The 17632-nt window shown below is 71.4% G+C and carries 17 protein-coding genes and 1 pseudogene; 13 read left to right on the top strand and 5 right to left on the bottom strand.

Annotated elements, in window-relative coordinates; translation table 11 throughout:
* Window positions 1–33 precede the first annotated feature (33 nt).
* Both ACWD5Q_RS18920 and ACWD5Q_RS18915 read left to right on the top strand, forming a co-directional pair.
* Window positions 34–628 (top strand): annotated as a pseudogene (locus tag ACWD5Q_RS18920) (transglutaminase domain-containing protein).
* Between the two features lie 7 nt (window positions 629–635).
* Window positions 636–1328 (top strand): B3/B4 domain-containing protein, encoded by a 693-nt coding sequence (locus ACWD5Q_RS18915; protein WP_451428142.1) that lies wholly within the window; start codon window positions 636–638, stop codon window positions 1326–1328.
* Between the two features lie 6 nt (window positions 1329–1334).
* On the opposite strand, the gene ACWD5Q_RS18910 is transcribed toward ACWD5Q_RS18915, so the two are convergent.
* Window positions 1335–2063 carry a lysophospholipid acyltransferase family protein gene (locus ACWD5Q_RS18910; protein WP_451428141.1) on the bottom strand — a complete coding sequence of 243 codons (729 nt, stop codon included), beginning with the start codon at window positions 2061–2063 and terminating at the stop codon, window positions 1335–1337.
* A 342-nt stretch (window positions 2064–2405) separates the two neighbouring features.
* Between ACWD5Q_RS18910 and ACWD5Q_RS18905 the strand changes: the two genes are divergently transcribed.
* The 3 genes from ACWD5Q_RS18905 to ACWD5Q_RS18895 all read left to right on the top strand — a co-directional run bounded on the left by ACWD5Q_RS18905 (window position 2406) and on the right by ACWD5Q_RS18895 (window position 5030).
* Window positions 2406–2798, top strand: coding sequence for a TlpA family protein disulfide reductase (locus ACWD5Q_RS18905; protein ID WP_451428140.1), 393 nt, complete (start codon window positions 2406–2408; stop codon window positions 2796–2798).
* A 426-nt stretch (window positions 2799–3224) separates the two neighbouring features.
* Window positions 3225–4010: an electron transfer flavoprotein subunit beta/FixA family protein gene (locus tag ACWD5Q_RS18900; RefSeq protein WP_451428139.1), complete on the top strand. Its 786-nt coding sequence runs from the start codon at window positions 3225–3227 to the stop codon at window positions 4008–4010.
* Window positions 4011–4067: 57 nt separating this feature from the next.
* On the top strand, window positions 4068–5030 hold the full coding sequence (locus tag ACWD5Q_RS18895) for an electron transfer flavoprotein subunit alpha/FixB family protein (RefSeq protein WP_451428138.1): 963 nt from the start codon (window positions 4068–4070) through the stop codon (window positions 5028–5030).
* Between the two features lie 58 nt (window positions 5031–5088).
* Here the strand turns inward: ACWD5Q_RS18895 and ACWD5Q_RS18890 are convergent, their stop codons facing one another.
* Window positions 5089–5994, bottom strand: a complete 906-nt coding sequence (locus tag ACWD5Q_RS18890; RefSeq protein WP_451428137.1) for an endonuclease/exonuclease/phosphatase family protein — start codon at window positions 5992–5994, stop codon at window positions 5089–5091.
* Between the two features lie 219 nt (window positions 5995–6213).
* On the opposite strand from ACWD5Q_RS18890, the gene ACWD5Q_RS18885 reads away from it, so the two are divergent.
* On the top strand, window positions 6214–7509 hold the full coding sequence (locus ACWD5Q_RS18885) for a DUF6986 family protein (RefSeq protein ID WP_451428136.1): 1296 nt from the start codon (window positions 6214–6216) through the stop codon (window positions 7507–7509).
* A 156-nt stretch (window positions 7510–7665) separates the two neighbouring features.
* On the opposite strand, the gene ACWD5Q_RS18880 is transcribed toward ACWD5Q_RS18885, so the two are convergent.
* On the bottom strand, window positions 7666–8760 hold the full coding sequence (locus ACWD5Q_RS18880; RefSeq protein WP_451428165.1) for a LacI family DNA-binding transcriptional regulator: 1095 nt from the start codon (window positions 8758–8760) through the stop codon (window positions 7666–7668).
* A gap of 215 nt (window positions 8761–8975) precedes the next feature.
* Between ACWD5Q_RS18880 and ACWD5Q_RS18875 the strand changes: the two genes are divergently transcribed.
* From ACWD5Q_RS18875 to ACWD5Q_RS18845, 7 genes are all read left to right on the top strand, one after another.
* Window positions 8976–9935 (top strand): ROK family protein, encoded by a 960-nt coding sequence (locus ACWD5Q_RS18875; RefSeq protein ID WP_451428164.1) that lies wholly within the window; start codon window positions 8976–8978, stop codon window positions 9933–9935.
* A 602-nt stretch (window positions 9936–10537) separates the two neighbouring features.
* Window positions 10538–11053: a toxin-antitoxin system HicB family antitoxin gene (locus tag ACWD5Q_RS18870; RefSeq protein WP_451428135.1), complete on the top strand. Its 516-nt coding sequence runs from the start codon at window positions 10538–10540 to the stop codon at window positions 11051–11053.
* A gap of 82 nt (window positions 11054–11135) precedes the next feature.
* Window positions 11136–11978, top strand: a complete 843-nt coding sequence (locus ACWD5Q_RS18865) for a DUF4097 family beta strand repeat-containing protein (RefSeq protein ID WP_451428134.1) — start codon at window positions 11136–11138, stop codon at window positions 11976–11978.
* A gap of 76 nt (window positions 11979–12054) precedes the next feature.
* Window positions 12055–13059: an ATP-binding cassette domain-containing protein gene (locus ACWD5Q_RS18860; RefSeq protein WP_451428163.1), complete on the top strand. Its 1005-nt coding sequence runs from the start codon at window positions 12055–12057 to the stop codon at window positions 13057–13059.
* Window positions 13056–13838, top strand: a complete 783-nt coding sequence (locus ACWD5Q_RS18855) for an ABC transporter permease (RefSeq protein ID WP_451428133.1) — start codon at window positions 13056–13058, stop codon at window positions 13836–13838. The genes ACWD5Q_RS18860 and ACWD5Q_RS18855 overlap by 4 nt, the downstream gene beginning before the upstream one ends.
* A gap of 221 nt (window positions 13839–14059) precedes the next feature.
* Window positions 14060–14254, top strand: a complete 195-nt coding sequence (locus ACWD5Q_RS18850) for a hypothetical protein (protein WP_451428132.1) — start codon at window positions 14060–14062, stop codon at window positions 14252–14254.
* A gap of 182 nt (window positions 14255–14436) precedes the next feature.
* A complete protein-coding gene (locus ACWD5Q_RS18845; protein WP_451428131.1) occupies window positions 14437–15477 on the top strand; it encodes an NUDIX domain-containing protein in 1041 nt (346 codons plus the stop codon).
* Between the two features lie 17 nt (window positions 15478–15494).
* Here ACWD5Q_RS18845 and ACWD5Q_RS18840 read toward each other — a convergent pair whose 3' ends face one another.
* Window positions 15495–16211, bottom strand: coding sequence for an MBL fold metallo-hydrolase (locus tag ACWD5Q_RS18840; protein ID WP_451428130.1), 717 nt, complete (start codon window positions 16209–16211; stop codon window positions 15495–15497).
* A gap of 62 nt (window positions 16212–16273) precedes the next feature.
* Window positions 16274–17629 carry a M20/M25/M40 family metallo-hydrolase gene (locus ACWD5Q_RS18835; protein WP_451428129.1) on the bottom strand — a complete coding sequence of 452 codons (1356 nt, stop codon included), beginning with the start codon at window positions 17627–17629 and terminating at the stop codon, window positions 16274–16276.
* Window positions 17630–17632 lie beyond the last annotated feature (3 nt).

Here is a 17632-nt window from a genome sequence, read left to right as displayed (position 1 = left end):
CGTCGGTCGGCCGCATTCCTATGCTCCGAAAACATGGAGCTGATCCAGCAAGCGCCGGACCTGTCCGCCTACTTGATCGCGGATGACGTCATCGACCACCATCATCCGGTGGTGCGCGAAACGGCCGTGCATCTGGCCGGGCAGGTCGCGGACTCGTATGCCTATGCGCAAGCCGCCTTTGGGTTCGTACGCGACGGCATCCCGCACTCCGCCGACAGCGGCGACCTGCGCGTCACCTGGCGCGCCTCCGACACCCTGCGGGAGCGCACCGGCATCTGTCACGCCAAGGCGCACGCCCTGGCCGCGCTGCTGCGCGCCGAGGGCATCCCGACGGCGCTGTGCTACCAGCGACTGCTGGACGACGACGGCCGTGGTCACTTCGTGCACGGACTGGCCGCCGTGCGGTTCCACGGCGCCTGGCACCGGCAGGATCCCCGCGGAAACAAGCCGGGGGTGGATGCCCGGTTCTCCCTGGACGGTGAGCGCCTGGCCTGGATCCCCGACGAGAAGTCCAATGAGATGGACTACCCCGAACTATATAGTGAACCTTGCCCGGCCGTGCTGGACGCCTCTCAAGGCCGCACCCGACCGGCCGGCCCTCTGGAAGACGCTCCCCACCGCACTCTGAGGCACCGATGACTCTCACCCTGACCGTGTCCGACACGGTGCGCGCCCTCGCGCCCGGCTTCACGCACGTCGCGATCGAGGCCCATGGACTCGTCAACGGACCCAGCACCGAGGGAACGTCGGCGCTGCTCGACGACGCGGTCCGCCGTCTCGCCGTACGCCTGGACGGGCGTGCCCCGCACGAGGATCCGCACATGGCGGCCTGGCGCACGCTGTACACGGCCTTCGGCGCCAAGCCGTCCCGCACCCGCAATTCGGCCGAGGCGCTCGCCAGACGGGCCCTGTCGGACGCCGGTCTGCCCAGGATCAATGTGCTCGTCGACGTCTACAACGCGATCAGTGTGGCGCATCTGATTCCGGTCGGCGGCGAGGACCTCGCTCTCGTTCAGGGCGCCATGCGCCTCGTCAGGGCCATGGGCGACGAGGAGTTCGTGACCGTCGCGGGCGGCGAGGGGGCCGTCGAGCACCCGGAGGCGGGCGAGGTGGTCTGGTGTGACGAGGCGGGTGTGACCTGCCGCCGCTGGAACTGGCGCCAGGGGCCCCGCACCCGGCTGACCGAGGAGTCGACCTCCGCTGTCTTCCTGCTGGAGAGCCTGGCCCCGATGCCGGTGGCCGACGTGGAGCGGGCCGGTGCCGAACTGGCCGAACTGCTGGAGAAGTTCAGCCCCGGGGCGCGGATCACGATGCGCGCCCCCGCCTGATCCGGCTCAGTGCGCCGCGGCGGCGCGCAGTTCCTCCGCGGTCGGGGCCGTGCCGCCGAGGTGGGCCGGCATCCACCAGGTGTCCTCAGGTCCTTTGGGGCGCCCGGGGTAGGCGCGCTGGGCGGCCTCCAGCAGCTCCTGGACGCGCTCGCGCAGCTGGCGGGTGAGTACGCCCGCGTACGAGTCCCGCGAGGCTTCGATCGCTTCGCCGACCCGGATGGTGACCGGGGTGTGGCTGCGCTTGAAGTTGCGCGGGTGGCCCTTGGTCCACAGGCGCTGAGTGCCCCAGAGGGCCATCGGGACGAGCGGGACGCCCGCGTCCTGGGCCAGCCGCACCGCGCCCGACTTGAAGCCCTTCAGGGTGAACGACTCGGAGATCGTCGCCTCGGGGAAGACGCCGACGACCTCGCCCGACCGCAGCGAGTCCAGCGCGTGCGCATAGGCCGCCTCGCCCTGCTTGCGGTCCACCGGGATGTGCTTCATGGCGCGCATCAGCGGGCCGGAGATTCTGTGCCGGAAGACGGACTCCTTGGCCATGAAGCGGACCAGGCGCTTCTGCGGCAGGGCCGCCAGGCCGTTGAAGATGAAGTCCAGATAGCTGATGTGATTGCTCACCAGCACCGCACCGCCCGAGCGTGGGATGTTCTCCGAGCCCTTGCAGTCGATCTTCAGGTCCCATGCCTTGAACATCGTGAGGGCGACACCGATGACGGGACGGTAGACGAGCTCGGCCATGGGCGGGGCGGACCCTTCTCTCGGCCTGGGAAGGGACCCCCGGCGGAAGTTACGCAGCCGTAGGTTTACGGCGTCTCGCAGATCGTGCCCCAAGAACGGACGTGGGGCCAGCTCTGGGGCCCGCGCGCGGCGAGATCCTCATCACGTCGGGTGTATGGCCCGTGGTGGGCTTTTCGTAGGGTCACAGCCTTGTCGGCCGCCGTGCTCCGTGCGGCGGATACGGCTTGCGTCCGAGGCGTACCCGAACAAGACGGTCGGCAAGACGGCGGCACGGAGCGCGGGAATCTTTGCGGTCCAGCGGACGCTGCACCGGAGAATGACTGGACGCGTGACATGTGACGTGTGGCTGTGCTTGCCCCGGCCGGCGTCGACGGAGTGCCGCACCGGCGGCGGAGCGGGAGAGTGAGCGTGCGCGGGCGGGAGGACGGACGGCGGCTCGGGGCGGCCGAGTTGGGCCAGGGGCTCGGCGAGCGGGCGACGCTGGTCCAGTTCTCCAGCGCCTTCTGCGCCCCCTGCCGGGCCACACGGCGCATCCTCACGGAGGTCGCCGGGATGGTGCCTGGGGTCGCTCATGTGGAGATCGACGCCGAGCAACGACTCGAACTCGTCCGCGCGCTCGGCATCCTCAAGACGCCGACCGTGCTCGTCCTGGACGCGGGTGGGCGCATCGTGCGGCGGGCGGCGGGACAGCCCCGCACGGCGGACGTGATCGCGGCCCTCGGCGAGGCCGTCTGACGCTCGTCCGGCCTGGACGGCCGGGGTGCTGGGGACCGTGCGGCAGTGGGACGGTTCCGCGGCGGGAATGGCCCGCCGTCTCCGGGGTCGGCGTGCAGGTCTGCCGAGTGGTGGCACGGGTGCCCGCCGGCGACCACCGCCTGGAGTCGGCCGAGGTCGTCCACGGCGCCCCGTCCGGCATCGGATGTCCGCTGTCGTACCGACAGGGACGCTTCAACGGGCTGCGTGACGGAAGCTGCCGACCGGTTACGCAGCGTTGTCCAGGTCACAGTTCAAAGCGCTTGCTTAGCGGGCATGGAGTGGATGTACTGGCGAGTAATATTTCGTTCGGAGCGCGGGTCGCCCCGACCGGGATCGGCCGCTTCAGGCGCCTATGCTGCCTGCAAGAAGGCAGCCCAGAAGAGACGATGCAGTAGGAGAGCCGGCGTGAGCTTGAGGATCGTTGTCACTGTGAAGTACGTGCCCGACGCCACCGGCGACCGGCACTTCGCCGATGACCTGACCGTCGACCGGGACGACGTGGACGGTCTGCTCTCCGAGCTGGACGAGTACGCCGTCGAGCAGGCGCTGCAGATCGCGGAGAACGCCGACGACGCCAAGGTCACCGTGCTGACCGTGGGCCCGGAGGACGCCAAGGACGCGCTGCGCAAGGCCCTGTCGATGGGCGCCGACCAGGCGATCCACGTCGAGGACGACGACCTGCACGGCACCGACGCCATCGGCACCTCGCTGGTGCTGGCCAAGGCCATCGAGAAGGCCGGCTACGACCTGGTGATCTCCGGCATGGCCTCCACCGACGGCACCATGGGTGTCGTACCGGCGCTGCTGGCCGAGCGCCTGGGCGTGCCGCAGGTGACGCTGCTGTCCGAGGTGTCCGTCGAGGACGGCACCGTGACGGGCCGCCGTGACGGCGACGCCGCCTCGGAGCGGCTGAAGGCGTCCCTGCCCGCCGTTGTGTCGGTGACCGACCAGTCGGGCGAGGCGCGCTACCCGTCCTTCAAGGGCATCATGGCGGCCAAGAAGAAGCCGGTGGAGTCCTGGGACCTCTCGGACCTGGACATCGAGGCCGACGAGGTCGGTCTGGAGAACGCCTGGACCGCGGTCGAGGCCGTCGCCGAGCGCCCGGCGCGCACCGCGGGCACCATCGTCAAGGACGAGGGCGAGGGCGGCAAGCAGCTCGCTGAGTTCCTCGCGAGCCAGAAGTTCATTTAAGGCTCCCCAGCCCGACCGCCCCTGAAGACTTCGTAATCCGCTAGGAGATCCATTCCCATGGCTGAAGTTCTCGTCTACGTCGACCACGTGGACGGCGCCGTCCGCAAGCCCACCCTGGAGCTGCTGACGCTGGCCCGGCGCATCGGCGAGCCGGTCGCCGTCGCCCTTGGCAACGGCGCCGCCGACACGGCCGCCGCGCTCGCCGAGCACGGTGCGGTGAAGGTACTCACCCACGACGCGTCCGAGTACGCCGACTACCTGGTCGTGCCGAAGGTGGACGCGCTGCAGGCCGCCTACGAGCAGGTGTCCCCGGCCGCCGTCCTGGTCCCGTCCTCCGCGGAGGGCAAGGAGATCGCCGCCCGTCTCGCGCTGCGCATCGGCTCCGGCATCATCACCGACGCCATCGACCTGGAGGCCGGCGACGAGGGCCCGGTGGCCACCCAGTCGGTGTTCGCCGCCTCCTTCACCACCAAGTCCCGTGTCTCCAAGGGCGCCCCGGTCATCACGGTCAAGCCGAACTCGGCCGCCGTGGAGGCCGCCCCGGCCGCCGGTGGCGTCGAGGAGCTGGCGGTGACGTTCTCCGACCAGGCGACCGGCACCAAGGTCACCGGCCGCACGCCGCGCGAGTCGACGGGCCGCCCCGAGCTGACCGAGGCCGCGATCGTGGTCTCCGGCGGCCGTGGTGTCAACGGCGCGGAGAACTTCGCGATCATCGAGGCGCTCGCCGACTCCCTCGGCGCGGCCGTCGGTGCCTCGCGTGCCGCCGTCGACGCCGGCTGGTACCCGCACACCAACCAGGTCGGCCAGACCGGCAAGAGCGTGTCGCCGCAGCTGTACATCGCCTCCGGTATCTCCGGTGCGATCCAGCACCGCGCCGGTATGCAGACCTCGAAGACGATCGTGGCGATCAACAAGGACGCCGAGGCCCCGATCTTCGACCTGGTCGACTACGGCGTGGTCGGCGACCTGTTCGCGGTCGTCCCGCAGCTGACCGAGGAGATCAAGGCCCGCAAGGGCTGAGCGACTTCGCGGGTACGAGGCCCCCGGGACCGCCGCCGTGCGGTCCCGGGGGCCTCGTTCATGCCAGGGTCAGGGACGCCTGCACCGGCAGATGGTCGCTCGGGAACCGCCCGTCCGGAGCGAAGGTGTTGACGCAGGCCCAGTGCGCGGTCACGCCGGGCGTGGCCAGGATCCAGTCGATGCGATCGCCGTACGGCCTCGGCGGACGGTAGCCGTGGAACGTGCCGTACGGCGCCGTGCGCTCGGCAGCCGTGTCCCAGGTGTCCACGAGACCGGCGTCGAGCAGGGTGTCGTAGACGGGGTTCTTGTGAGCGGCCACGTTGAAGTCGCCCGTCACCACGAGCGGCAGGGCGCGGTCGAGTCCGGCGATGCGGTCGGCGATGAGGGACACGGCACGCGCGCGTGCGTACTGGCTCTTGTTGTCCAGGTGGGTGTTGAGGACGTAGAACTCCCGCCCAGGGGGCCGCGCGTCGCGGAAGCGGACCCAGGTGGCCATGCGGATACAGGCGCCGCCCCAGGTGTTCGAGCCGATCACATCGGGCGTGTCGGAGAGCCAGAAGTGGTCGTACTCCACCGGGGTCAGCCGGCGCGTGTCGTAGAAGACGGCCACGAACTCGTCACGGCTGCCGCCCGCACGGCCGGTGCCGAGCCAGGCGTACTGCGCACCGAGGTCGGCCGCGATGTCGCGCACCTGGGCGTACAGGCCCTCCTGGGTGCCGATGACATGCGGCCGTTCGCGACGCAGCAGCGCGCGCGTCGCCGGGCGGCGGACCGCCCAGCTGTGGGGCTCGGTATCGCTCGCGTACCGCAGGTTGAACGACATGACCTCCAGATGCCGCTCGCGCCGGCCCGGAGTCGAGACGCGCTGCGGTGACCGTGCCGCACCGGACACGGGCAGGGTGACCGCGGTCGCCACGGCGGTCTTGAGGCCCAGACGGCGCGTGATGCGGCGGAGATGGGGCACGGGAGGCTCCTTCTGGGGCGGGTGCCGGACGAGCCCTGCGCCCGTAGTGTGACAGACCCGCACGTGAGGGACGCGAGCAGTGCGAAGTCGGGGAGTGTTGCTCACGGAAGCACAGGAGCGCCTCGTGCATCCGGAAGGTGTTGACCCGCGACAACAGCCACGGATAGCTTCGCTCTACGGATTGTTGATTCCGTGAAGCGGAAAGCGGGAGGGTGTGGGATGGGCCAGGGCCAGCAGGAGCGGGTGGCGACGACCCTCGCGGGTGCCGTCAGCGAGGAGATCGGTGCCTCTCTCGCCCCGGTCGACGCCGAGTTGGAGCGCCTCTACCCCGGTGATCCCGGCACGCGCCAGCCCGTCCACACGGTCTACGTTCCGGGGGACGCCTTCGCCGCCGACACCCTCCACTCCTGGGGCGCGGCGGCGCTCGCCGCCCTCGACGAACACGCCCCGGACGCCGCCTCCCTGGCCGCCGTGCTCGGCCTCCCGGACGATCTCGCCGAGCCCGTCCATGACCGCGTACGCGCGAAGCTGGAGCGCGAACCGGTCGAGGACCTGCGCGTCGACTTCGAGGACGGCTACGGATCGCGGCCGGACACCGAGGAGGACCAGGCGGCCGCCCGCGCGGCACGCCTGATCGCACAGGCCTGCCACAAGGGAACGGCGGCCCCGTACACAGGCATCCGTATGAAGTGCATGGAGGCGCCGGTGCGTGACCGGGGCATCCGCACGCTCGACATCTTCCTGACGGGCCTGATGGAGGCCGGCGGACTGCCGCGGGGTCTCGTGCTCACCCTGCCCAAGGTCACCTACCCCGGGCAGGTCACGGCCATGGTGCGGTTGCTGGAGGAGTTCGAGAAGGCGCATGGGCTGGAGCCCGGCCGCATCGGGTTCGAGATCCAGATCGAGACCAGCCAGGCCATCCTCGCCGCCGACGGCACGGCGACCGTCGCGCGCATGATCCAGGCCGCCCGGGGGCGTGCCACCGGACTGCACTACGGCACCTTCGACTACAGCGCCTGTCTCGGGGTGTCCGCCGCGTACCAGTCCAGCGACCACCCGGCCGCCGACCACGCCAAGGCCGTCATGCAGGTCGCGGCAGCCGGCACCGGAGTACGCGTCTGCGACGGCTCCACCAACGTCCTTCCGGTCGGCCCGGCCGAGAAGGTCCACGAGGCGTGGCGGCTGCACTACGGGCTCACCCGGCGGGCCCTGGCCCGCGCCTACTACCAGGGCTGGGACATGCATCCCGGTCACCTCCCGACCCGGTACGCGGCCGTCTTCGCCTTCTACCGCGAGGGCTTCGAGCAGGCCGCGGCGCGCCTGGCCCGGTACGCGGGCCGGACCGGCGGCGACATCATGGACGAGCCGGCGACCGCGAAGGCACTGAGCGGCTATCTGCTGCGCGGGCTGGACTGCGGCGCGCTCGATGCGGACGAGGTCGCCCGGGCGAGCGGTCTGACCCGAGCGGATCTGGAGGGCTTCGCGAGGCCGCGACGGGGCGATTTGACGGCGTAGGCCCAGTAGGTCCGCGCCGGGGCGGGGGGTGCGACGGCACGGGCCTGCCGGGCGGGCCGGCCCCGCGCGCCCGCTTTCGGGGCGTCGGGCCCGCGCGTCCGCTCTCGTGGCACCGGTCTTGCGAGGGCGCGATGCCCGTCGCCCGCGCGCCGCCCGTCAATCCGCGGGCGGGAGTTCGCCCGAGCCGCGGGTGATCAGGCGGGTCGGGAGCTCGATGCGCTCCGGAGCGACGAGCGAGCCGTCGAGCTGGCGGAAGAGCCGCTCGGCGGCCGTGCGGCCCAGGGCGGCGGCGTCCTGGGCGACGACCGTGACGCCGGGCTTGAGGAGATCGGCCAGCTCGAAGTCGTCGAAGCCGACGAGGGCGACCGGACGGTCGTGCTCGGCCAGGACGCGCACGACGGTGACCGTCACCCGGTTGTTGCCGGCGAAGATCGCGGTGACGGGGGCAGGGCCGGAGAGCATCTCCTCGGCAGCCCGACGCACCCGCTCGGGGGTGGTGACGCCGAGGGACATCCAGGCGCGCTCGACGGGTATCCCCGCGTCCTCCATGGCGGTCCGGTAGCCGCGCAGCCGCTCCGCCGCGGTGTGGATGCGGGGCATGTCACCGATGAAGCCGATCCGCCGGTGGCCGTGCGCGATGAGATGGGCCGCGCCGTCCCGGGCGCCGCCGAAACTGTCCGACACCACCACGTCCGCGTCGATCCGCCCGGCCGGGCGGTCCACGAACACCGTGGCCACGCCCGCCTTGAGCTCGGGCTCCAGATAGCGGTGGTCGTCACCGGCCGGAATGATCACCAGCCCGTCCACCCGGCGCGCGCACAACGCCAGCACCAACTCCTGCTCGCGCTCCGGATCCTCGGCACTCGACCCGTTGATCAGCAGAGCACCGTGGGCACGGGCGACCTCCTCGACCGCGCGGCTCAGCGGTCCGTAGAACGGGTCCGCGAGATCCTCGAGGACCAGGCCGATGCTCGCGGTACGCCCCTTGCGCAGGACCCGCGCGCTGTCGTTGCGACGGAAGCCCAGTGACTCGATGGCCTCCTGGACCCGGCGCTCGGTGTCCGGGGTGACCCCGGGCTCGCCGTTGACCACACGCGAGACCGTCTTCAGGCCTACTCCGGCTCGTGCTGCCACGTCCTTCATCGTCGGACGATTGCCGTAGCGGGTTCCGGAGACGCGGTCTCCTCGGCGGGCGGTCTCGGGCACGATGCGCTGTCCTGTCCTGTCGTCCACGGGGCTGGGGCAGTCCATGGGGTCGTATGAGGATGTGGCGTCGAGCATAGAGCCTGGACAACGTTGTCAGATGCGGGAGAGACTGTCCACCGCAATCTCCGGCCTGCGCCTTCCCTCCAGGGGCGCCTCCTGCCCGTACCCCGGCCGGAGGCCCGGACCCGGCGGTGATCGTCGCAGTGCGTCCGGTCCGGCACGACTCCGGTACGACTCAAGCCTTGGGAGATCCGACACTGATGCACACCGACCTCGTGGCCGCGCTCGACATCGGCGGCACCAAGATCGCCGGAGCACTGGTGGACAGCCACGGCCGGATCCTGCTGCGCGCGCAGCGCGCGACGCCCGCGCAGGAGGACGGCGACACGGTGATGGGCGCCGTGGCGGACGTCATCGCGGAGCTGGCACTCTCCCCGCTCTGGTGCAGGGCGCGTGCCATTGGGATCGGCAGCGCGGGCCCCGTGGACGCCTCCGCGGGCACGGTGAGCCCCGTCAACGTACCGGGGTGGCGCGGATATCCGCTCGTCGAGCGGGTCCGCGAGGCGACGGGCGGCCTGCCCGTCGAGCTGATCGGCGACGGCGTGGCCATCACGGCCGCCGAGCACTGGCAGGGCGCCGCCCAGGGTCATGACAACGCGCTCTGCATGGTGGTGTCGACGGGCGTCGGCGGCGGCCTCGTCCTGGGCGGGCGGCTGTACCCGGGCCCGACCGGCAACGCGGGCCACATCGGGCACATCAGCGTCGACCTGGACGGCGATCCGTGCCCCTGCGGTTCGCGCGGCTGTGTGGAACGCATCGCGAGCGGACCGAACATCGCCCGCCGCGCCCTGGAGGGCGGCTGGCGGCCGGGCCCGGACGGCGACACCTCGGCCGCCGCGGTGGCCGCCGCCGCGCAGGAGGGGGATCCGGTGGCCGCGGCCTCCTTCGAGCGGGCCGCGCAGGCACTGGCCGCGGGAATCGCCGCGACCGCCACGCTGGTGGAGATCGACATCGCGGTCATCGGCGGGGGAGTGGGCAAGGCGGGCGAGGTCCTCTTCATGCCCCTGCGCAGGGCCCTTTCCGACTACGCCACGCTGTCCTTCGTCCAAGGCCTCACCGTGACGCCCGCGTCGATGGGCACGGACGCGGGACTCGTGGGTGCGGCGGCGGCGGCCCTGGGGGGCCAGGACAGCGTGCCGGCGGCGGGCATCACGACCTGACCGGAGCTCTGGGGCGGGACCGCAGCGCGGCACCGGAGGCGACGGGGGCTGACGAGACGCCTCCGGCCTGCTCTCTCGTCATGGGGGCCGCTTTCTCGTACTGGGGCCGCTTCCGCACTGGGGCCCGCCTCCTCGTACGACGGGGCGTCATCTCGCCGGGGAGCCCGCATCCTCGTAGGCGCACCCGCGTCCTCGTACGCCGCCCCGGCCTCTCGTATGACGGCCCATGACGCCGCCTGAGCTGCGGCAATCGCGCGTGAAGTCCGGCTGCCTCGGATGGAGACTGGCGATCTCGCGCGAGGTCCGGCGACTTCACGCGACGGGCGGGGGGCGGGCCCCCTTTGCGACATTGGGTGGCATCACATGGCGCCGGGTGGCATCACATGGTGCCAGATGATGCCGCTCGGTGCCATCTAGTGCCATCTAGTGCCATCTGGCGCCATTCCATGCTCCCGAAAAGCGCAGGAGCGCGCTTGGCGCCGGAGTCACTCAAGTTGACCCCTTCATGTTTCCGCAGGTCAGAGCAGCTGCGTCTGGGTCTGCACCCTAGAAGGTGCCATCCGGACTTGCGCATGGCGCCATAGTGGTGCCACTATAACGTCATGGATCTCACCCCGTATGTCGACACCCTTCGCCGCGAACTCGCGGTGGCCGCCGAAGCCGGCGGGGACGATGCACGCGAGCTGGCCGAGCGGCTCACCGCTCCTCTGGAGTCGGCGACTCGTCTGACCATGCTCAATGTGCTCTCCGCCGCGATGGACGAGATCACCCGCGAGCTCGCCCCCGGCTCGGTCGACGTACGGCTGCGCGGGCTCGACCCCGACTTCGTGGTGACGCTGCCGCCCGCCGGCGGCCCCGCGGAAGCGACCGTCGCGCCCGTCGAACCGCTCAAGGCGCAGGCGCCCGCGGACGGCGACGAGGGCGGCACCGCCCGGGTCAATCTGCGTCTGCCGGCCCACCTCAAGGCGCGCGCCGAGGAGGCCGCGAGCCGCGAGGGCCTGTCGGTCAACGCGTGGCTGGTGCGGGCCGTGTCGGCCGCGGTCGACGGCGGCACGCAGCCGCGTACGACGGGGAAGACCCGCACCACCGGACAGAGCATCACGGGCTGGGTGCGCTAGCCGCGCCCGCGCTCGCCCTCCTTCACCCACACCACGTCCCATCAGCGGGGACGCCCCAAGGACTCATGAGGACGGTACAGCCATGCCTACTTTCGACACTCCCGAACCGATTTCGGTTACCGCCCACGTGGGCGCCGGTTCCCTCCGGTTCACCGCGAGCGACCGCCTCGACACGGCCGTCGAGGTTCGACCTCTCCAGCCGAAGCGGGACAAGGACGTGCGGGCCGCCGAGCAGACCGAGGTCACGTACGCGAGCGGCGTCCTGACGGTCAGGACGAAGGAGCGCCGCCTCATCGGGCCCAGCGGTGCCGTCGATGTGACGGTGGACCTGCCCACGGGTTCGCGCGTCGACATGACCGGCTCCTGGACCCAGGTGCTCGGCGAGGGCCGGCTCGGCGAGGTCCGGATGAAGACCTCGTCCGGTGACGTCCGCCTCGACGCGACCGGGCCGCTCCAGCTGACCGTCTCCCACGGCTCGATCACCGTCGACCGGGCCGAGGGCACGGCCGAGATCACCACCAGCTCCGGCAGCCTGCGCGTCGGCACCATCGACGGTCCCGCCGTCCTGAAGAACTCGCACGGCTCCACGACCGTCGGGGCCGCCCTCGGCGACCTGCGGGTGAGCGGCGCCTACGGCGAGATCGACATCATGCGCGCCGAGGGCTCGGTCACCGCCACCACCGCCCACGGCACCCTGCGCGTCGGCGAAGTCGCTCGCGGAACCGTTCAGTTGGAGACCTCCTACGGCGCCATCGAGGTCGGCGTCCGCGAGGGCACCGCCGCCTGGCTCGACGTCAGTTCCGAGCGCGGGCAGGTGCGCAACACGCTCGCCGACGCCGAACCCCCGGCGGAGACCGAGGACACCGTCGAGGTCCGCGCCCGGACCCGCTGGGGAAACATCGACGTGCGCCGCGCCCGTCCCTGAGCACCGACCCCGCCAAATCGTCCACTCCTCAGTCGCTTCAGCCTTCGAACGGGAGGACTCCATGCCCTCTTCTGTCATGCCCACGCCCAGGCGGGGCGGCGGTCCGCAGATGCCCGCCGCAGTCTCCACCATCGGTCTGCGCAAGTCGTACGGCGACAAGACCGTGCTCGACGGCGTCGATCTGCGTATCCCGGCCGGTTCCGTGTTCGCGCTGCTCGGGCCCAACGGCGCCGGCAAGACCACCACTGTGCAGATCCTGTCCACGCTCATCGCCGCCGACGGCGGACAGGCCCAGGTCGCGGGCCACGACGTCGCCACGTCACCGGACGGGGTGCGCGCCGCGATCGGCGTCACCGGACAGTTCGCCGCGCTCGACGATCTGCTCACCGCCGAGGAGAACCTGCTTCTCATGGCCGACCTGCTGCGCCTCGGCAAGCGCGAAGGGCGCTCCCGCGCAAAGGGGCTGCTGGAGCGGTTCGACATCGCGGACGTCGCGCACAAGCGGGCCGCGACCTTCTCCGGCGGCATGCGGCGCCGGCTCGACCTCGCCATGACGCTGGTCGGCGACCCTCAGGTGATCTTCCTGGACGAGCCGACGACGGGGCTCGATCCACGCAGCCGCCGCACCATGTGGGACATGGTGCGCTCGCTGGTCGCGGGCGGTACCACCGTCTTCCTCACCACCCAGTACCTGGAAGAGGCCGACCAGTTGGCCGACCGGATCGCCGTGCTCGACGGCGGCCGGATCGTCGCCGAGGGCACCGCCGACGAGCTCAAGGCGCGGATCCCCGGCAGCCACGTACGGCTGCGGTTCACCGGGCCCGCCGAGTACGAGCGTGCGGCCGCCGCCTTCCCCGGCGCGGCCCGCGACGACGAGAACCTCGCCCTGCGCGTGGCGAGCGACGGCGGCCTCGACGCGCTGCGCGCCCTGATCGACCGGCTCGACGCCGCCGGCATCCGGGCCGCCGACTTCTCCGTGCACACCCCCGACCTCGACGACGTGTTCCTCGCCCTGACCGGCCAGGGCAGCACCAAAACCGGCACCAGCACCCCGCTTCACGTCAAGGAGACCCTGCGATGAGCACCCTCACCTACGCCGTGCACGACTCGACGACGATGCTGCGGCGCAACCTGAAGCACGCGATCCGCTATCCGTCCGTGGGGCTCGGCAGCGCCATGATGCCGATCCTGATGCTGCTGCTGTTCGTGTACGCCTTCGGTGACTCGATCGGCGCCGGAATGGGCGGCGGCCGGGGTACGTACGTGAACTACCTCACCCCCGGCATCATCATCATGGGAGTGGCCGCCGGCTCGATGTCGACCTCGATCGCGGTCTGTTCCGACATGACCGAGGGCATCATCAACCGCTTCCGCACCATGAACATCACGCGCTCATCGTTCATGACGGGGCATGTCATCGGCAGTGTCATCCAGACGATGGTGTGCATGGTCCCGGTCGCGGGGGTCGCGCTCGCCGTCGGCTTCCGGTCCGGGGCGACCCCGTTGGAGTGGCTGGCCGCGGCCGGCCTCCTCGCGGCCGTCGCCTTCGCGGTGACCTGGCTGTCGGTGGCGCTCGGTCTGATCTCCAAGACCGTCGAGTCGGCGAGCAACAAGCCGCTGCTGATCCAGTTCCTGCCGTTCCTCGGCTCGGCGTTCGTGCCGGCCGACTCGATGTCGCCGGGCCTGCGCTGGTTCGCCGAGTACCAGCCGTTCACGCCGATGACCGAGACGTTGCGCGGCCTGCTCTCCGGCTCGGAGATCGGCAACAACGGCTGGATCTCGCTCGCCTGGTGCGCCGGCATCGCCCTGGTCGGCTACGTCTGGTCGCGCTCACTGTTCAACAGCACCACCAAGCGCTGAGAGCGCGTCTTCCCGCCTCGGTTGACCTCGTACGCGCGACACGGTGGAGGGCCCGATGCACGTCGGGCCCTCCGCTCGCAGTGGTCCAGCACACTGCCTTCTCCCGGGCCGGCGAGAAGAACAGACGCAGCCCGTGTGCGGTGATCAGCCGCTTTTGGCTTGCCTCGGCGATACCCCTGAGAGGGCGTGACCCGAGGCCGGTGACGGCAGTTGAACCGGTCATGAAGAAGCGCAGCATGCTCGCCCTCGCCTCCCTCGCCACCGGTTTCGTCGTGGCGGCCGTCACCCCCTCCCACGCCGCCGACCGCGACACGCTCGGTGACCTGAACGTCAAGGACACCCTGAGCGCGGTCGACCACACCATCGACCAGGACGGCCTCGCCACCGAGGACGGAGCCCTGGGGCAGAACGGCTGAGGGGGAGCCGAAGACGCGGCGCCGGTGCCCCTGGACGGCAGGGACACCGGCGCCGCGGCATGCGCCCCCTGAGGCGCACCGGCGTCACCGTGATCGGCGTCGGACGCACCCTCATCAGCGCCGGGTTTCCATGGCAGGGTGGAACGGGCAAGCCTCAGGGGGCCAACAGAAGAGGGGGAACCGTGATCGTCTGGATCAACGGCGCGTTCGGTGCGGGAAAGACCACTGCCGCACGGGAAGTGATCGAGCTGATCCCGAACAGCACGCTCTTCGACCCCGAGGTCATCGGCGGAGCGCTCACGCACCTGCTGCCGCCCAAACGCCTCGCCGAGGTCGGCGACTTCCAGGACCTTCCGATCTGGCGACGGCTCGTGATCGACACCGCGGCAGCCATGCTCGCCGAACTCGGGGGTGTCCTCGTGGTTCCGATGACCCTGCTGCGCCAGGAGTACCGCGACGAGATCTTCGGCGGCCTCGCCGCCCGGCGCATTTCCGTGTGCCATGTGCTGCTCGCCCCGGCCGAAACGATCCTGCGCGAGCGAATAGCCGGCCGGGAGGTGCCACCCGACCTCCCCGACGGCGAGATGCGGATCCGCCAGTGGTCCTACGACCACATCGAGCCCTACCGCGCCGCCCTGGCCGCCTGGCTCGCCGCCGACGCCCACCCCGTCGACAGCAGCGCGCTCACCCCGTACGAGACCGCCGTGCGGATCGCCGAGGCCGTACGCACCGGAGACGCGCCCATAAGCGACATCGTGCAGACCCCGGAGCCGACCTCCGAGACCCTCGCCGCCGGTGTGCTCCTCTTCGACGAGCAGGACCGCGTGCTGCTCGTCGACCCCACCTACAAGGCCGGCTGGGAGTTCCCCGGAGGTGTCGTCGAGCCGGGCGAGGCCCCCGCCCGCGCCGGTATGCGCGAGGTCGCCGAGGAGACCGGGATCACGCTCGAGGAGGTTCCCCGGCTCCTCGTCGTCGACTGGGAGTCCCCCGCGCCCCCCGGTTACGGCGGACTGCGCCTCCTCTTCGACGGCGGCCGCCTCGACAGCGCCGAAGCCGAACGCGTCCTGCTGCCCGGGCCCGAACTGCGCGCCTGGCGGTTCGTCACGGAAGCGGAAGCAGCCGACCTTCTTCCGCCCGTGCGCTACGAACGCCTGCGCTGGGCACTGCGGGCCCGCGAACGCGGCGCGGCCCTCTATCTGGAGGCCGGCGTCCCGCTCGGCTGACGAGCCGTCCTCTGTCCTCAGCGCGTGACGTCGTACCTCTCCGCCGCCTTGCGCAGCGTGTCCCCGGCCCGCCCGAGGACCGGGTCACCGTGCCCGAAGCAGGCCACCTCCCCATCGAGCGCCGCGAGACGGTGGAACGAGTGCACGGCCCGGTCCCGGTCGAGGTTGAACACACCGAGCAGTACGCCGCCGTCGACCGGGGACGCTGCGACCGCGTCGCCCGTGAACAGCACTCCCTGCTCCGGGAGATGGAGCGCGATGCTGCCGTGCGTGTGACCGGGGACGTGGACGACCCGGGCGCCACCGCCGAATCCGAGGACGTCGCCGTCCGACAGGCCGCGGACGCGGCCCGGGCGCAGGGGGTCGCCCGGGGGCAGGAGCGCGGCAGTTGCCGTGTGGAGCGGACGCTCCCAGTCCTCGAGGACCGGCGGCGGGCCGGGAACCCGGCCCCGGACGACCGGCGCGTCCCCGTGGTGAGCGAACACATCCGCGCCGGCGCGTGCGGCGAACTCGCCCGCCCCGCCCGCGTGGTCCTCGTGGAAATGGGTCAGCACGATCCGCCGCACCTGCGAAGGGTCCTGCCCCAGGCCCGTGATCGCCTCGGCGATCGCCGCACCCGATCCCTTCGGACCGGCGTCGACGAGCGTCAACGCGTCGTCGTCGCACCAGAGATAGGCCTGACCGACCGCGAAGCGCAGCAGGTGCAGACGCGGCAGGAGCTCGATGACGTCCATGAGGACGACCGTAGAGAGGGCCCTGTCCTTGGGCGAGGGCCCTCTGCCGTGGGCAGAGCCGCTCAGCCCGCCGCGTAGTTGCGCAGGAACAGGGCCTCGGCGACCGACAGGCGCTCCAGTTCCTGCGGGGACACGCTCTCGTTCAGCGCGTGGATCTGCGCCTCCGGCTCGCTCAGGCCGATGAGGAGGATCTCGGCCTGCGGATAGAGCGACGCGAGGGTGTTGCAGAGCGGGATGGAGCCGCCCTGGCCCGCGTACTGCATCTCCTTGCCCGGGTACGCGACCGCCATCGCCTCGGCCATCGCGGTGTACGCCGGGCCGGAGGGGTCCGCCCGGAACGCCTGCCCCTGTCCGACCTGCTCCGTCCGCACCCGGGCGCCCCACGGCGTGTGGGCCACCAGGTGGGCCTGGAGCAGCTTCGTCGCCTCGGCGGCCTCCACCCCCGGCGGCACCCGCAGGCTGATCAGCGCGCGGGCGCTCGCCTGCACCGACGGGGTCGCGCCCACGACCGGCGGGCAGTCGATGCCGAGGACGGTCACGGCGGGGCGGCTCCACAGACGGTCGGCGACCGAACCGGAGCCGATCAGCTCCACACCGTCGATCACCTTGGCGTCCTTGCGGAACCGCTCCTCGTCGTAGTGCAGGCCGTCCCAGTCGGACCCGCCCGTGAGCCCGTCGACCGTCGTCGAGCCGTCCTCGGAGCGAGTTGAGTCCAGGACGCGGATCATCGCGGCGAGCGCGTCCGGGGCCGCGCCGCCGAACTGGCCGGAGTGCAGATTGCCCTCCAGTGTGTCGATCCGGACGCGCACCAAGGTCATCCCGCGCAGTGTGGTGGTGACGGTCGGCAGACCGGCCCGGAAGTTGCCCGCGTCACCGATGATTATGGCGTCGGCCGCCAGCAGGTCGGGGTGCTGTTCGGCGTACTGCTCCAGGCCGCCGGTGCCCTGTTCCTCCGAGCCCTCGGCGATCACCTTCACATGCACGGGCACCCCGCCGTTCGCGCGCAGCGCCCGCAGCGCCAGCAGGTGCATGATGACACCGCCCTTGCAGTCGGCGGCGCCGCGCCCGTACCAGCGGCCGTCGCGCTCGGTCAGCTCGAAGGGCGGCGTGGTCCAGCCGGCCTCGTCGAGCGGCGGCTGCACGTCGTAGTGGGCGTAGAGGAGAACGGTCTTCGCGCCCTCGGGGCCGGGCAGGTACCCGTACACCGACTGCGTGCCGTCCGGGGTGTCCAGCAGTGCCACGTCCTGGAAGCCCTCGGCGAGCAGCGCGTCGGCGATCCAGTTCGCGGCGCCCTCGCTCTCGCTCTTCGGGAACTGCCCGAAGTCCGCCACCGATCTGAAGGCCACCAGTTCGGTGAGCTCCTCCTTCGCCCTGGGCATCAGCGAGGCGATGGTCTCGCCGACCGGATTCGACGACATGGG

It is taken from the genome of Streptomyces sp. NPDC002513 (assembly GCF_053595355.1).
The sequence above is the reverse complement of the archived record's forward strand: the minus strand, read 5'-3'. Positions and strand labels throughout refer to the sequence as shown.

Coding starts and splice junctions, on each gene's coding strand:
- ACWD5Q_RS18915 (WP_451428142.1), top strand. CDS start 636: ATGACTCTCACCCTGACCGTGTCCGACACGGTGCGCGCCCTCGCGCCC.
- ACWD5Q_RS18910 (WP_451428141.1), bottom strand. CDS start 2,063: ATGGCCGAGCTCGTCTACCGTCCCGTCATCGGTGTCGCCCTCACGATG.
- ACWD5Q_RS18895 (WP_451428138.1), top strand. CDS start 4,068: ATGGCTGAAGTTCTCGTCTACGTCGACCACGTGGACGGCGCCGTCCGC.
- ACWD5Q_RS18885 (WP_451428136.1), top strand. CDS start 6,214: ATGGGCCAGGGCCAGCAGGAGCGGGTGGCGACGACCCTCGCGGGTGCC.
- ACWD5Q_RS18880 (WP_451428165.1), bottom strand. CDS start 8,760: ATGGACTGCCCCAGCCCCGTGGACGACAGGACAGGACAGCGCATCGTG.
- ACWD5Q_RS18875 (WP_451428164.1), top strand. CDS start 8,976: ATGCACACCGACCTCGTGGCCGCGCTCGACATCGGCGGCACCAAGATC.
- ACWD5Q_RS18870 (WP_451428135.1), top strand. CDS start 10,538: ATGGATCTCACCCCGTATGTCGACACCCTTCGCCGCGAACTCGCGGTG.
- ACWD5Q_RS18865 (WP_451428134.1), top strand. CDS start 11,136: ATGCCTACTTTCGACACTCCCGAACCGATTTCGGTTACCGCCCACGTG.
- ACWD5Q_RS18860 (WP_451428163.1), top strand. CDS start 12,055: ATGCCCACGCCCAGGCGGGGCGGCGGTCCGCAGATGCCCGCCGCAGTC.
- ACWD5Q_RS18855 (WP_451428133.1), top strand. CDS start 13,056: ATGAGCACCCTCACCTACGCCGTGCACGACTCGACGACGATGCTGCGG.
- ACWD5Q_RS18850 (WP_451428132.1), top strand. CDS start 14,060: ATGAAGAAGCGCAGCATGCTCGCCCTCGCCTCCCTCGCCACCGGTTTC.
- ACWD5Q_RS18840 (WP_451428130.1), bottom strand. CDS start 16,211: ATGGACGTCATCGAGCTCCTGCCGCGTCTGCACCTGCTGCGCTTCGCG.
- ACWD5Q_RS18835 (WP_451428129.1), bottom strand. CDS start 17,629: ATGTCGTCGAATCCGGTCGGCGAGACCATCGCCTCGCTGATGCCCAGG.